Here is a 12,830-nt window from a genome sequence, read left to right as displayed (position 1 = left end):
TCCGCGTCGAGCGCGTTCGCGCCCCGGCATCGCGGCCCCCGGGTCGGCCGGTGCCCGCCGCAGCGGTCGGGCCCGGCCTGCGGTGCCGCGAGCCGCGGACCCGGCCTGGCCGCAGGCAGAGCGGTCGGGGCTGCCGGCGCCGGTGCGGGAGGGGCCCCGCCGCCGCCCGTCCGGCCCGCACCGCTCACACGGCCCGCACGGCTGACTCGGCCCGCACCGCTCACACGGCGGGGACGCAGCGCCCGTCCTCGGTGCGGTAGTTCCACTTCGCACCGTCGCGCACCAGTTCCGCGACCGCCCCCACGAACCGCTCCACGTGCTCGTCCGGCGTGCCGGCCCCGAAGCTGACCCGGATCGCGTTCAGCGACCTCCCCCGGCCCTCGGCCGGGTGGACCCCCACCTCGCTACGCTCGCCCTGCCCGGTCTCCGGGGCACCGCACTCGCCGGCCTCCCGCGGGTCACCGCCCAGCAGCGTGCGCACCAGCGGATGGGCGCAGAACAGTCCGTCGCGCACGCCGATGCCGTACTCGGCGGACAGCGCGGCCGCGAAGTGCGAGCTGTTCCAGCCCTCCACCACGAAGGAGATGACGCCGACCCGGGGGGAGTCGTCGCCGAACAGCGACAGCACCCGGACCTCGGGCACTTCGGCGAGACCCGCACGGACCTTCGCGATGAGGTGCCGTTCGCGCTCGACGAGGGCGTCGAAGCCCGCCTCCGTGAGCGCCCTGCAGGCGGAGGCGATCGCGTGGACGCCGATGACGTTCGGCGAACCGGCCTCGTGGCGGGCCGCGGTGGTGTGCCACTCGACGTCCACGCCGCCGTCGGTACGCCGCGAGACCCTCCGCGAGGCGCCGCCGCCCGCGAGGTACGGCTCGGCGCCCTGCAGCCAGTCCGCGCGGCCGGCGAGCACACCGGAGCCGAACGGCGCGTACAGCTTGTGCCCGGAGAAGGCGACCCAGTCGACGTCCAGCTCCCGCACGGAGACGCGGTGGTGCGGGGCGAGCTGGGCGGCGTCCAGGACGATGCGCGCGCCGTGGGCGTGCGCCGCGGCGGCCAGTTCCCTTACCGGCCACAGCTCGCCCGTCACGTTGGACGCACCGGTCACACAGACCAGGGCGGGGCCGTGGGGATCGCGGCCGGCGAGCGCCGACTCCAGCGTCCGGACCGCCTCGCCCGGGGTGCGCGGCGCGTTCAGGTACGTCACGCGGGCGCTCGCCCACGGCAGCAGGGCGGCGTGGTGCTCGGTCTCGAAGACGAAGACCTCGCAGCCGTCGGGGAGCGCGCCGGCCAGCAGGTTCAGCGAGTCGGTCGTCGACCGCGTGAACACGACCTGGTCGCCGTCGCGGCAGTCCAGGAACTCATGGACCGTTGCCCGGCCGTCCTCGAACAGGTCGGTGGACAGCTGCGAGAGGTACCCGGCGCCGCGGTGGACGCTGCCGTAGTACGGGGCGTACGCGGCGACGTCGTCCCACACACGCTGCAGGGCCGGGGCGCTGGCCGCGTAGTCGAGCGCGGCGTAGGTGACTTCGCCACCGGTCACGAGCGGCACGGTGACGTCCCGTCCGAGCACCGGCAGCGGGGCGTCACAGCAGGGGTCGTGGTCGCCGGCGGCGGTACGAACGGCGGTGGCGGTGGCGCCGGCCGCGCCGGCCGCGGTCGAGCCGTCCCCGGACGTGGCGGTGAAGGCTGCGGCAGGGGCGGCGGTCTCGACGGTGTTCGGGTGCACGGACATGACGGTATCTCCCGGCAGACAAGGGCGAATAGGTGCGAAAGGACCCGCCCGCGGTATGACGGCTCACAACGGCCGTTCCGCATACGGGTGTTGCCTCGACGCGCGGCACCACGGGTACGCGCACGGAGGAGGAGAGGGGCCGACGGCCCTAACGCATTCGCTTGCTCACGAGACAGCTCCCTCGAGGACCAGGACCCCAGGGTTGCGACATTCACCGATGTCCGCGGGGTCCGCGCTTGCCGCGGACCTCGCTGCCCACGGCCTGGTCTTCACCCGGGGCACCCCGCCACGGACGGAGGGTTGCCGGACAGCGGGCCGGGGCCGTAGTCGCTGTCACTCATGACCTTGGGAAGCATCCTGCCACACGTCTCACGGCACGCAAGGCGCAGTCCGCCATCCGGACTGCGCCCCGCGCCACATCATGCGTTGCTCGCGGCCACCCAGCGGTCCAGCGCCCGCTTCGCCGCGCCCGAGTCGATGGACTCCGCGGCCCGCGCCATCCCGGCCCTGAGCCGGTCCACGAGATCGCCCTCGTCCTTGCCGAGCGCGACCAGCGCCGCGGCCGAGTTCAGCAGGACCGCGTCCCGCACGGGCCCGGTCTCCCCGGCGAGCAGCCGGCGGGCGACATCCGCGTTGTACGAGGCGTCCGCGCCGCGCAGTGCCTCCACCGGGACCGGCTCGATGCCCACGTCCCGGGGGTCGAAGGTCTCCTCGTGCACGGCGCCGTTCCGGACCGCCCACACCCGCGAGGTCGCGGTCGTCGTGAGCTCGTCCAGGCCGTCGTCGCCGCGGAAGACCAGCGCGCTGGAGCCGCGCGCGGCCAGCACACCCGCCATGATCGGCGCCATCCGGGCGTCCGCGACGCCGGTGGCCTGGGCCCCCACCCGAGCGGGGTTGGTCAGCGGCCCCAGGAAGTTGAACGTCGTGCGGATGCCGAGCTCCCTGCGGGCCGCGGCGACGTGCCGCAGCGCCGGGTGGAACTTCACCGCGAAGCAGAAGGTGATCCCCGCCTCCTCGGCGACCGCGGCGACCCGCTCCGGTGTCAGCTCCAGATTGACGCCGAGCTTCTCCAGGACGTCCGAGGCGCCGCTCGCGCTCGACGCGGCCCGGTTGCCGTGCTTGACCACCTTCGCGCCGGTGCCGGCCACGACGATCGCGGACATGGTGGAGATGTTGACGGTCTTGGCGCCGTCGCCGCCCGTGCCCACGATGTCCACCGTGTCCCCGGGCACCTCGATCGTCCTGGCGTGCTCGTACATCGTCCGCACGAGCCCGGAGATCTCCTCGACGGTCTCGCCCTTGGCCCGCAGAGCCACGGCGAAGCCCGCGATCTGCGCGTCGGTCGCCTCGCCCCGCAGGATGCGGTCCATGGCCCAGGCGGTGGCCTCCGCGCTCTGGTCACGGCCGTACAGCAGGGAGTCCAGCACCTCGGGCCAGGAAAGGCCCGCCGCGGTGGATCCACCTGCGGGGGTCACAGCGCTCATGGTCGCTCCTGGGTCCGTTCGGATGGGAATGCCCCCACCCTATCGACCCCCGGGACGGCGGAGAGCCCCGTCCATCGGATGGACGGGGCTCTCCGCCCGACTGTCGCCGGGAGGTACCCGGCCGTGGCGATCGCTGCGATCAGCGAAGGGGATCAGTGGTGGCCGTGGCCGCTCGTGATCTCCTTGTACTCCTCGACGGTCGGCTTCGCGACCTGGTTGTCCTTGCCGTAGTACGCCTTGCTGAGCCGCGCCCGGAGCCTCTCGGCGCGCGGGACCTTCCGCTCCACGCCGTTCTCGTCGACCGTCGGGCCGATCTCGACCGGCGTGTACTGCTGGTGGGCGGTGAGCGTGTGCAGGGCCTCCTGCGTCAGCGGCTCGTGGACCTCGACGAACTCACCGTGCGGCAGGCGCTTGATGATGCCGGACTCGCGTCCGTGCAGCACCTTGTCCTTGTCGCGCCGCTGCAGACCCATGCAGATCCGCTTGGTGATGATGAAGGCGAGGACCGGTCCGGCGAAGAAGAAGATCCGGACGAACCAGGTGATCGCGTTGATCGACAGATGGAAGTGGGTCGCCCAGAGGTCGTTCCCACCACCGATCAGCAGCACGAAGTACCAGGTCAGCCAGGCCACACCGAAGGCGGTACGGGTCGGGGCGTTGCGCGGGCGGTCCAGGATGTGGTGCTCGCGCTTGTCCCCGGTGACCCAGGACTCGATGAACGGGTAGACCGCGATGGACGCCAGCACCAGCGGGAAGATCACCAGCGGGATGAAGACGCCCAGGACCAGGGTGTGGCCCCAGAGGTTGATCTCCCAGCCGGGCATCACACGGATCAGGCCCTCGGAGAAGCCCATGTACCAGTCGGGCTGGGCGCCCGTGGACACCAGGTCCGGCCGGTACGGGCCGAGCGCCCAGATCGGGTTGATCGTGGCGATCGCCGAGATGACCGAGATGACGCCGAAGACCAGGAAGAAGAAGCCGCCGGCCTTGGCCATGTAGATCGGCAGCAGCGGCATGCCGACCACGTTGTTGTTCGTCCGGCCGGGGCCCGCGAACTGCGTGTGCTTGTGGTAGAAGACCAGGATCAGGTGCGCCACCAGCAGGCCGAGCATGATGCCCGGCAGCAGCAGGATGTGGATCGAGTAGAACCGGGCCACGATGTCGCCGCCGGGGAACTCCCCGCCGAACAGGAACATCGACAGGTACGTGCCGACGATGGGCACGGACAGGATCGCGCCCTGCATGAAGCGGACACCGGTGCCGGAGAGCAGGTCGTCCGGGAGCGAGTAACCGGTGAAACCGGTGAACATGCCCAGGACGAACAGCAGGAAGCCGAACAGCCAGTTGATCTCGCGCGGCTTGCGGAACGCGCCCGTGAAGAAGACGCGCATCATGTGGACCATCATGGCCGCGAGGAAGATCAGCGCCGCCCAGTGGTGGATCTGCCGGATCAGCAGACCGCCGCGGACGTCGAAGCTGATGTCCAGGGTCGAGGCGTACGCCTCCGACATCAGCACGCCCTGCATCGGGACGTAACTGCCGTGGTACTCCACCTCGTTCATCGACGGGTGGAAGAACAGCGTCAGGTACACACCCGTGAGGATGATGATGATGAAGCTGTAGAGCGCGACCTCACCCAGCATGAAGGACCAGTGGTCCGGGAAGATCTTGCGCATGTTGGCCTTGGCGAGGGAGTAGATCCCCAGCCGGCCGTCGGCCCAGTCGGCGACGCGCTCGCCGGCCGGAGCCTTCCTCTTGTCAGATGCAGTGCTCATCCGCGCTCCCAGAAAGCAGGACCGACGGGCTCTTCGAAGTCGCCGAGCGCTTCGAGGAAGCCTTCGTCATTCACACCGATCCGCAGCTGCGGAAGGGCGTGACCGGCCGGGCCGAAGATGACGCGGGCGCCGTCGGAGAGATCGAAGGTGGACTGGTGGCACGGGCAGAGCACGTGGTGGGTCTGCTGCTCGTACAGGGAGATCGGGCAGCCCACGTGGGTGCAGATCTTCGAGAAGGCGACGATGCCCTCGTGGGACCACTCGAGCTCGCGCTTGTCCTTGATGTCCTCCGGCTGGATCCGGACGATCATCAGGGCGGCCTTGGCGATCTCGGTCTGGAAGCTGTGGTCGTGCTCGGTCAGACCCTCGGGCATGGCGAAGGTCAGCGAACCCACGGCCACGTCCTCGGGGCGCAGCGGCTCGTGCGTGTTCATGTTGATGAGCTGCTTGCCCTTGGCCCACAGCGTGTGGCGGAGCTTGTCCTCCGGCAGTGGACCGAGGTCGCGCAGCAGCACCACACCGGACAGCGGCACCATGGCGAGCGCGCCGAAGAGGGTGTTGCGGATCAGCTTGCGCCGGCCGAAGCCGGACTCCTCCGCTCCCGCGGCGAAGTCGGCCAGGACCTTGGCCTTGACCTCCGGCGGGGCCTCGATCGGGTGACGCTCGTCCACCAGCTCCTGGTCGGACATCAGGGTGCGGGCCCAGTGGACCGCGCCCGCGCCGATGCAGAACAGGGCGACACCGAGCGTCACGCCCAGCGAGAAGTTCAGCGCGCTGACGTGACCGAACGGCCAGATGTAGACGATCTTGTCGACCGGGAAGATCACGTACGACGCGATGAACGCGATCGTCGCGAGCATCGACACGGTGAACAACAGGGCGACCGTGCGCTCGGACCGCTTGGCGGCCCGCTCGTCGATGTCCTGGATCCGCGGCCGGTGGGCAGGGAGGCCCGGGTCGGCGAAGGGGTCCTTCGTCGCCACGGCGCCGTGCGCGTTCTCCTGCTCGGAGGGCAGGGTCTCTTCGGGAATGTCTTGGCTACTCATGACTTCTTGGCCTTAGCGGTGTGGGCCGCGACCCAGATGGCGGTGGCGATCAGCGCACCCAGACCGAACACCCATGCGAACAGTCCCTCGCTGACGGGTCCGAGCCCACCGAGGCTCAGTCCGCCCGGGGTCTCCGCCTCGCCGCTGTTCACCGTCTGGATGTACGCGATGATGTCGCGCTTCTCCTGCTCCGGCATCGTCGTGTCGGGGAAGGACGGCATGTTCTGCGGGCCGGTCTGCATGGCCTCGTAGATGTGCTTCGGGCTCACGCCCTCGAGGTTCGGGGCGTACTTGCCGTGCGTCAGCGCACCGCCCTCACCCGTGAAGTTGTGGCACTGGGCGCAGTTGGTGCGGAACAGGTCGCCGCCTCGGGCGATGTTGGCACCCTCGGGGTTGTACTCCTTCTCGGTTGGCGTGACCGGACCCGGGCCCAGGGAGGCGATGTACGCAGCGAGCTGGTCGATCTCGGCCTGCGAGTAGATGTTCGGCTTCTTCGGCACCTGGGCGCCCGGCTGCTGGGCGGGCATACGGCCGGTGCCGACCTGGAAGTCCACGGCGGCAGAACCCACGCCGATCAGGGACGGCCCGTCGGAGGTGCCCTGACCGCCGGTTCCGTGGCAGCTGGCGCAGCCGACGGTGTAGAGCTTCTTGCCCTCCTCGATGGCGAGGGACTGGGCGGTTTCATCGGCCTGCGCCTTGTCCGCGGGCGCGAACGCGGCGTACAGCCCCCCAGTGGCCGCCAGCGCGAGGAGTAGGACGACGACCGCCGCCAGCGGATGGCGTCGTCGTGCGGAGAGCTTTTTCACGGATTACCCCGGTGTCAGGATCTTCTGCGTCGATGCTTCTGGAATGTGTGCGGGTACGGAGCCCGGCTACTTGATCATGTAGATCGTGGCGAAGAGGCCGATCCAGACGACATCGACGAAGTGCCAGTAGTAGGACACGACGATGGCGGCGGTTGCCTGCTCGTGGGTGAACCTCCGGGCCGCGTACGTCCTGCCGAGAACGAGCAGGAAGGCGATGAGACCGCCCGTCACGTGCAGGCCGTGGAAGCCGGTGGTCAGGTAGAAGACCGAGCCGTACGGGTCCGACGAGAGCGAGAGGCCCTCGTGCTTGACCAGCTCGGTGTACTCGAACACCTGGCCGCCGATGAAGATCGCACCCATCACGAACGTGATCACGAACCAGGTGCGGAGCTTCTTCACGTCACCGCGCTCGGCGGCGAAGACGCCGAGCTGGCAGGTGAGGGAGGAGAGCACCAGGATCGTGGTGTTGGTCGCCGAGAACGGGAAGTTCAGGGTCGAAGCCCGTTCTGCCCAGTACTCGGCACCCGTCACCGATCGCAGGGTGAAGTACATCGCGAAGAGGGCCGCGAAGAACATCAGCTCGGAACTCAGCCAGATGATGGTTCCGACGCTGGTGAGGTTCGGCCGATTGACCGACGGGTGCGCGTGCCCGGTTTCTACTGTCGTTGCTGTCGCCACGACCGACATTATGTCGGTCGCTTATCCAGCCCTCACTCCGGGGGGTGCCGTTCGGTGTGTCAGTGAGTCGTGTCCAGCCCGAACGGCCCATCAAAAGCAGTCATTGAGCCGGTACGGGCGGTGCTGAGCGGGCCCCGTGAGGAGTAGCATCCGGCCCATCGGTGCAGCCCCGTTCTCCCCGACGATCCCGGAGGAACAATGCAGTCGACCGCCACGGTGCTGGTGTACAGCGACAACGCCGGCACCCGCGAACAGGTGCGGCTCGCCACGGGCCGCCGCCCGGCCGCCGACGTTCCCGCGGTCGAGTTCATCGAGTGCGCGACCCTGCCCGCCGTCCTCAAGGAGCTGGACAGGGGCGGAATCGACGTGTGCGTGCTCGACGGCGAGGCGGTGCCCGCGGGCGGCATGGGCGTCTGCCGGCAGATCAAGGACGAGATCTTCCGCTGCCCGCCGGTCCTGGTGCTCATGGGGCGCCCGCAGGACGCCTGGCTGGCCACCTGGAGCCGTGCGGACGCGGCGGTGACGTTGCCCGTCGAGCCGGTGGAGTTCGCCGAGGCCCTGGCGGGACTGCTGCGCGGGCGTCAGGCCGCGGCCTGACGCCGCGGGGGCCCGTCTCCGGTACGCCTCAGATCCTGGGGCGCAACCGTGCCTCGTCGGCCGCGCTGCCGCCGTCCCGGGTCCCCGCCAGCAGCGCGCTGCCGGAGCGCCACTCGTCCCATTCGAGGTTCCAGTCGCCGAAGCCGTTCCCGAACGGGTCCATCGGGGCGCCCAGGCTGTTGACGACCTTGACGATGTCACCCTCGCGGACGGTCTTGAAGAACCAGGCCGCGTTGCCGGTGGACATGCCGGTGCAGCCGTGGCTGACGTTCGCGTACCCCTGGGAGCCGACGGACCAGGGCGCGGCGTGGACGTACTCGCCGCTCCAGGTGACCCTCGTCGCGTAGTAGACGGGCAGATCGTACGACTCCGCACTGCCGACCGGGATGCCGATGCTGGTACCGCGCATGCGGACGAAGTACTCCTTGCCGAGCACGACCTTGACGCCGTTGCGCGTCGAGAAGCCCGGCTTGCCGGTGGTCACCGGCATGGTCTTGATCACTTCCCCGTTGCGCTTGACCGTCATCTGGTGCGTGGAGGCGTCGGTGACGGCCTCCACCCGGTCGCCGATGGTCAGCTTCAGGGGCTTGGTGGGGCCGCCGTACAGCCGGTCGCCGACCTTCACGCCGTCCAGGTTGCTGCGCACCTCGACGGAGGCCCCGGCGGGCCAGTACTCCTTCGGGCGGTAGTGCAGCTTCTTGTCGTCCACCCAGTGCCACGCGCCCTCCACCTCGGGCGACGAGGTGACCTTGAAGGACCGTTCGACCGCGGCCCGGTCCGCCGTGGCGGCCACGGGGCGGCTGAGCTCGGCGGTGATGGGCTGACCGACCCCGTAGGTGCCCGTCTTCGGGCCCAGCTCGACGCCCAGGAGGCGCTTCGGGGACGCGGTCTCGTAAGTGAGGGTGCGGACGCCGGGAGCGCCGCCGCCGTCCTCCGTGGAGACCCGGACGGTGTAGCGCGTTCCGGCCGCGAGAGGGCCCGTGGAACGCCATCTCGCACCGTTCGCGGAGAGTTCGCCCGCCAGGTAGCGGCCGGCGGTGTCGACTGCGGTGACGTCCGTGATCCGGCCGTCCTTGCCCCTGGCGGTGACCACCAGGGGCTTGTCCGGGTCTGCCTTGGTGCCCGAGGGAGGCGCGTTGAAGGCGACCTGGCGCGCCGCGTCGTACGGCCTCGCCGACAACGGGTGGCTGTCCTGGCCGCCGCACGCGGTCGTCCCCGCCCCGAGGGCCAGGGCGAGCACGGTGCAGCTCGCTACGGTGCGCTTGCGCGGCGTGACGTTCATGAGCACACGCTATGAAGAACCCCCCGCAGCGGCGCGCCGGATGACTGCAAACGAGGGGCCCGGACACCACCCTTACGGGTCAGTGTCCGGGCCCCTGCGTGGTCCGGAGCGGCGCGTCCGCTACTGGTTCTGGTTCTCGCCGCGGTAGTACTCGAACACCCAGCCGAAGACGCCGACCAGGATCAGCGGGGCGGAGAAGTACATGATCCACCAGCCCATCGCGACGGCCAGGAAGGCCAGCGCGCCGCCGAAGGCGAGCGAGAGCGGCTGCCAGCTGTGCGGCGAGAAGAAGCCGACCTCGCCGGCCTCGTCCGCGACGTCGGCCTCCTTGTCGTCCTGCGCCATGGCGTCCACGCGCCGGGCCGTGAAGGCCAGGTAGTAGCCGATCATGATGCTCAGGCCGAAGGCCAGGAAGAGCGCCGTCGTACCGGCCGGCTCCTTCGACCACACCCCGTAGAGGATGGCCATGGCGAGGATGAAGACGCTCAGCCAGATGAACATCCTGCCTTGGATCTTCACTTGCCGGCCTCCTTGTCAGCGGTGATGGCACCGTGACCGGCGTGGTCGAGCTGGTCGAGAGCCGCGATCTCCGGGTGGTGCAGATCGAACGCCGGGGATTCGGAGCGGATCCGCGGCAGGGTGAGGAAGTTGTGCCGCGGCGGCGGGCAGGACGTCGCCCATTCGAGCGAACGGCCGTAGCCCCACGGGTCGTCGACCTCGATCTTCTTGCCGTACTTGGCCGTCTTCCACACGTTGTAGACGAACGGGAGGATCGACAGGCCGAGCAGGAACGAGCTGATCGTCGAGATGGTGTTCAGCGCGGTGAAGCCGTCGGCGGCCAGGTAGTCCGCGTAACGGCGCGGCATGCCCTCGGCGCCCAGCCAGTGCTGGACCAGGAACGTGCCGTGGAAGCCGATGAACAGTGTCCAGAACGTGATCTTGCCGAGGCGCTCGTCCAGCATCTTGCCCGTGAACTTCGGCCACCAGAAGTGGAATCCGGCGAACATCGCGAAGACCACGGTGCCGAAGACGACGTAGTGGAAGTGCGCGACGACGAAGTACGAGTCGGAGACGTGGAAGTCCATCGGGGGCGAGGCCAGGATGACGCCGGTCAGACCACCGAAGGTGAAGGTGATCAGGAAGCCGATCGTCCAGAGCATCGGGGTCTCGAAGGACAGCGAGCCCTTCCACATCGTGCCGATCCAGTTGAAGAACTTCACACCGGTCGGTACCGCGATGAGGAAGGTCATGAAGGAGAAGAACGGCAGTAGCACTCCGCCGGTGACGTACATGTGGTGGGCCCACACGGTCACGGACAGACCGGCGATCGCGATGGTCGCGGCCACCAGGCCGATGTAACCGAACATCGGCTTGCGGCTGAACACCGGGATGATCTCGGAGACGATGCCGAAGAACGGCAGCGCGATGATGTACACCTCCGGATGGCCGAAGAACCAGAAGAGGTGCTGCCACAACAGGGCGCCGCCGTTGGCCGCGTCGAAGATGTGGGCGCCGAACTTGCGGTCCGCCTCCAGCGCGAACAGGGCCGCGGCGAGCACCGGGAAGGCCAGCAGGACCAGCACACCGGTCAGCAGCACGTTCCAGGTGAAGATCGGCATGCGGAACATCGTCATGCCCGGGGCGCGCATGCAGATGATCGTGGTGATGAAGTTGACCGAGCCGAGGATCGTGCCGAAGCCGGAGAAGGCCAGACCCATGATCCAGAGATCGGCGCCGACGCCCGGCGAGCGGACGGCGTCCGACAGCGGGGAGTAGGCGAACCAGCCGAAGTCGGCCGCACCGTTCGGGGTCAGGAAGCCGCCCACCGCGATGAGCGAGCCGAAGAGGTACAGCCAGTACGCGAACATGTTCAGCCGCGGGAACGCCACGTCGGGCGCGCCGATCTGCAGCGGCATGATCCAGTTGGCGAATCCGGCGAACAGCGGCGTCGCGAACATCAGCAGCATCACGGTGCCGTGCATCGTGAACGCCTGGTTGAACTGCTCGTTCGACATGATCTGCGTACCCGGACGGGCGAGTTCGGCGCGCATGAAGAGCGCCATGACGCCGCCGATGCAGAAGAAGAAGAACGAGGTCGCCAGGTAGAGCGTGCCGATGGTCTTGTGGTCGGTGGTGGTGAGCCACTTCACGACCACGTTGCCGGGCTGCCGGCGCCGGACGGGGAGCTCGTTCTCGTACGAGTCATCGGCCGCCGCGGCACCCTGGGGTTCGTTGAGGATGCTCACAGTTGGTTCTTCTCCGCATTCCGGGCCGGGTCAGACTGCGCGATGCCCGACGGGATGAAGCCGGTCTGCCCCTTCTCGGCCAGCTCCTTCAGGTGCTGCTGGTAGCGCTCCGGGGAGACGACCTTGACGTTGAAGAGCATCCGGGAGTGGTCGACACCGCAGAGCTCGGCGCACTTGCCCAGGAAGGTGCCCTCCTGGTTCGGAGTGACCTCGAAGACGTTGGTGTGGCCCGGGATGACGTCCTGCTTGAACAGGAAGGGGACCACCCAGAAGGAGTGGATGACGTCCCGCGACGTCAGGATGAAGCGGACCTTCTCGCCCTTCGGCAGCCACAGCGTGGGGCCGGGGTTGCCCGTCTGCGGGTTCCGGTCGCCCGGGATGCCGGCGTCGTAGACGCCCTCGGCACCCTTGGGGAAGTCGTTGGTGTACTTGTCCGGAATCGCGTTCAGGGTCTTCTGGGCCGCTGCATCGCCGGTGGCCGGGTTCCCGTCCACGTCCTCGAGGTAGTTGAAGCCCCAGCTCCACTGGTAGCCGACCACGTTGACGGTGTGGGCGGGCTTGTCGGAGAGGGCGAGGAGCTTCGACTCGTCACGCGCGGTGAAGTAGAACAGCACCGAGACGATGATGAGCGGGACCACGGTGTACAGCGCCTCGATGGGCATGTTGTACCGGGTCTGCGGGGGAACCTCGACCTTGGTCCGGCTGCGCCGGTGGAAGATGACGCTCCACAGGATCAGACCCCACACCAGCACGCCCACGGCGAGGGCAGCCGCCCACGAGCCCTGCCAGAGGGAGAGGATCCGGGGAGCCTCCTCCGTGACGGGGGTGGGCATACCGAGGCGGGGGAAGTCCTCCCAAGTGGGGGAGCAACCCGTGGCGGATGCCACGATCAAGCCCGCCGTCAGCACCTGCGGCAGCTTCCGCCGCATCGGGCGCCGCGACATGGGGGTACCGCCCCCGCCGTTCGGGCGGTGGGGGAGGTCGGAGCCGTTGGGACTCACGTAGCGCCTTCCCGAGAGTCTCGCCCGCGCGACCGCCCGCGGCCGTCTCGCTGGTCGGTCGCCGGCCCTGGCGCGGGCAGGGGTTTGGATGTTTATGCGGACCAAACCCTACTGGACGCTATTTGGGGTCGCGCATGGAGGGTGCCCAACGCGCCGTCCGACGACCCGAAGGGGTGGACTGCG

At 69.1% G+C, this 12,830-nt stretch carries 11 protein-coding genes and 1 riboswitch; of the genes, 1 reads left to right on the top strand and 10 read right to left on the bottom strand.

The annotated features are described in order from the left end of the window. Positions 1 to 220 precede the first annotated feature (220 nt). The 6 genes from O7595_RS25120 to ctaE all read right to left on the bottom strand — a co-directional run bounded on the left by O7595_RS25120 (position 221) and on the right by ctaE (position 7,530). A complete protein-coding gene (locus O7595_RS25120) occupies positions 221 to 1,732 on the bottom strand; it encodes an aminotransferase class V-fold PLP-dependent enzyme (RefSeq protein WP_269730875.1) in 1,512 nt (503 codons plus the stop codon). 227 nt (positions 1,733 to 1,959) lie between these two features. Beyond that, positions 1,960 to 2,077: riboswitch (SAM riboswitch) on the bottom strand. 74 nt (positions 2,078 to 2,151) lie between these two features. Continuing rightward, positions 2,152 to 3,216 (bottom strand): anthranilate phosphoribosyltransferase, encoded by a 1,065-nt coding sequence (trpD, locus tag O7595_RS25115; RefSeq protein ID WP_269730874.1) that lies wholly within the window; start codon positions 3,214 to 3,216, stop codon positions 2,152 to 2,154. 152 nt (positions 3,217 to 3,368) lie between these two features. Then, complete coding sequence (gene qcrB / locus O7595_RS25110) at positions 3,369 to 4,991, bottom strand: cytochrome bc1 complex cytochrome b subunit (RefSeq protein ID WP_269730873.1); 1,623 nt, start codon at positions 4,989 to 4,991, stop codon at positions 3,369 to 3,371. After that, positions 4,988 to 6,037: a cytochrome bc1 complex Rieske iron-sulfur subunit gene (gene qcrA / locus O7595_RS25105; RefSeq protein ID WP_269730872.1), complete on the bottom strand. Its 1,050-nt coding sequence runs from the start codon at positions 6,035 to 6,037 to the stop codon at positions 4,988 to 4,990. Before qcrA ends, qcrB begins: the two co-directional genes overlap by 4 nt. Further along, positions 6,034 to 6,843: a cytochrome bc1 complex diheme cytochrome c subunit gene (gene qcrC / locus O7595_RS25100; protein WP_269730871.1), complete on the bottom strand. Its 810-nt coding sequence runs from the start codon at positions 6,841 to 6,843 to the stop codon at positions 6,034 to 6,036. The genes qcrA and qcrC overlap by 4 nt, the downstream gene beginning before the upstream one ends. Before the next feature lie 66 nt (positions 6,844 to 6,909). After that, positions 6,910 to 7,530 carry an aa3-type cytochrome oxidase subunit III gene (gene ctaE / locus O7595_RS25095; RefSeq protein WP_093653333.1) on the bottom strand — a complete coding sequence of 207 codons (621 nt, stop codon included), beginning with the start codon at positions 7,528 to 7,530 and terminating at the stop codon, positions 6,910 to 6,912. 189 nt (positions 7,531 to 7,719) lie between these two features. On the opposite strand from ctaE, the gene O7595_RS25090 reads away from it, so the two are divergent. Continuing rightward, a complete protein-coding gene (locus O7595_RS25090; protein ID WP_269730870.1) occupies positions 7,720 to 8,118 on the top strand; it encodes a hypothetical protein in 399 nt (132 codons plus the stop codon). A gap of 28 nt (positions 8,119 to 8,146) precedes the next feature. Here O7595_RS25090 and O7595_RS25085 read toward each other — a convergent pair whose 3' ends face one another. The 4 genes from O7595_RS25085 to ctaC form a co-directional block, all read right to left on the bottom strand. After that, positions 8,147 to 9,400, bottom strand: a complete 1,254-nt coding sequence (locus O7595_RS25085) for a L,D-transpeptidase (RefSeq protein WP_269730869.1) — start codon at positions 9,398 to 9,400, stop codon at positions 8,147 to 8,149. Positions 9,401 to 9,520: 120 nt separating this feature from the next. Then, the gene (locus O7595_RS25080) at positions 9,521 to 9,919 is read right to left on the bottom strand and encodes a cytochrome c oxidase subunit 4 (RefSeq protein ID WP_138055782.1); all 399 of its coding nucleotides are present in this window, start codon (positions 9,917 to 9,919) and stop codon (positions 9,521 to 9,523) included. Then, the gene (gene ctaD / locus O7595_RS25075) at positions 9,916 to 11,646 is read right to left on the bottom strand and encodes an aa3-type cytochrome oxidase subunit I (RefSeq protein WP_138055781.1); all 1,731 of its coding nucleotides are present in this window, start codon (positions 11,644 to 11,646) and stop codon (positions 9,916 to 9,918) included. The genes O7595_RS25080 and ctaD overlap by 4 nt, the downstream gene beginning before the upstream one ends. Further along, entirely contained in the window at positions 11,643 to 12,647 is a 1,005-nt protein-coding gene (gene ctaC / locus O7595_RS25070; RefSeq protein ID WP_443071720.1) for an aa3-type cytochrome oxidase subunit II, read from the bottom strand. The genes ctaD and ctaC overlap by 4 nt, the downstream gene beginning before the upstream one ends. Positions 12,648 to 12,830 lie beyond the last annotated feature (183 nt).

This window comes from Streptomyces sp. WMMC940, assembly GCF_027460265.1.
GTDB lineage: Bacteria > Actinomycetota > Actinomycetes > Streptomycetales > Streptomycetaceae > Streptomyces.
This window is presented reverse-complemented; position numbering and strand designations above follow the sequence as displayed.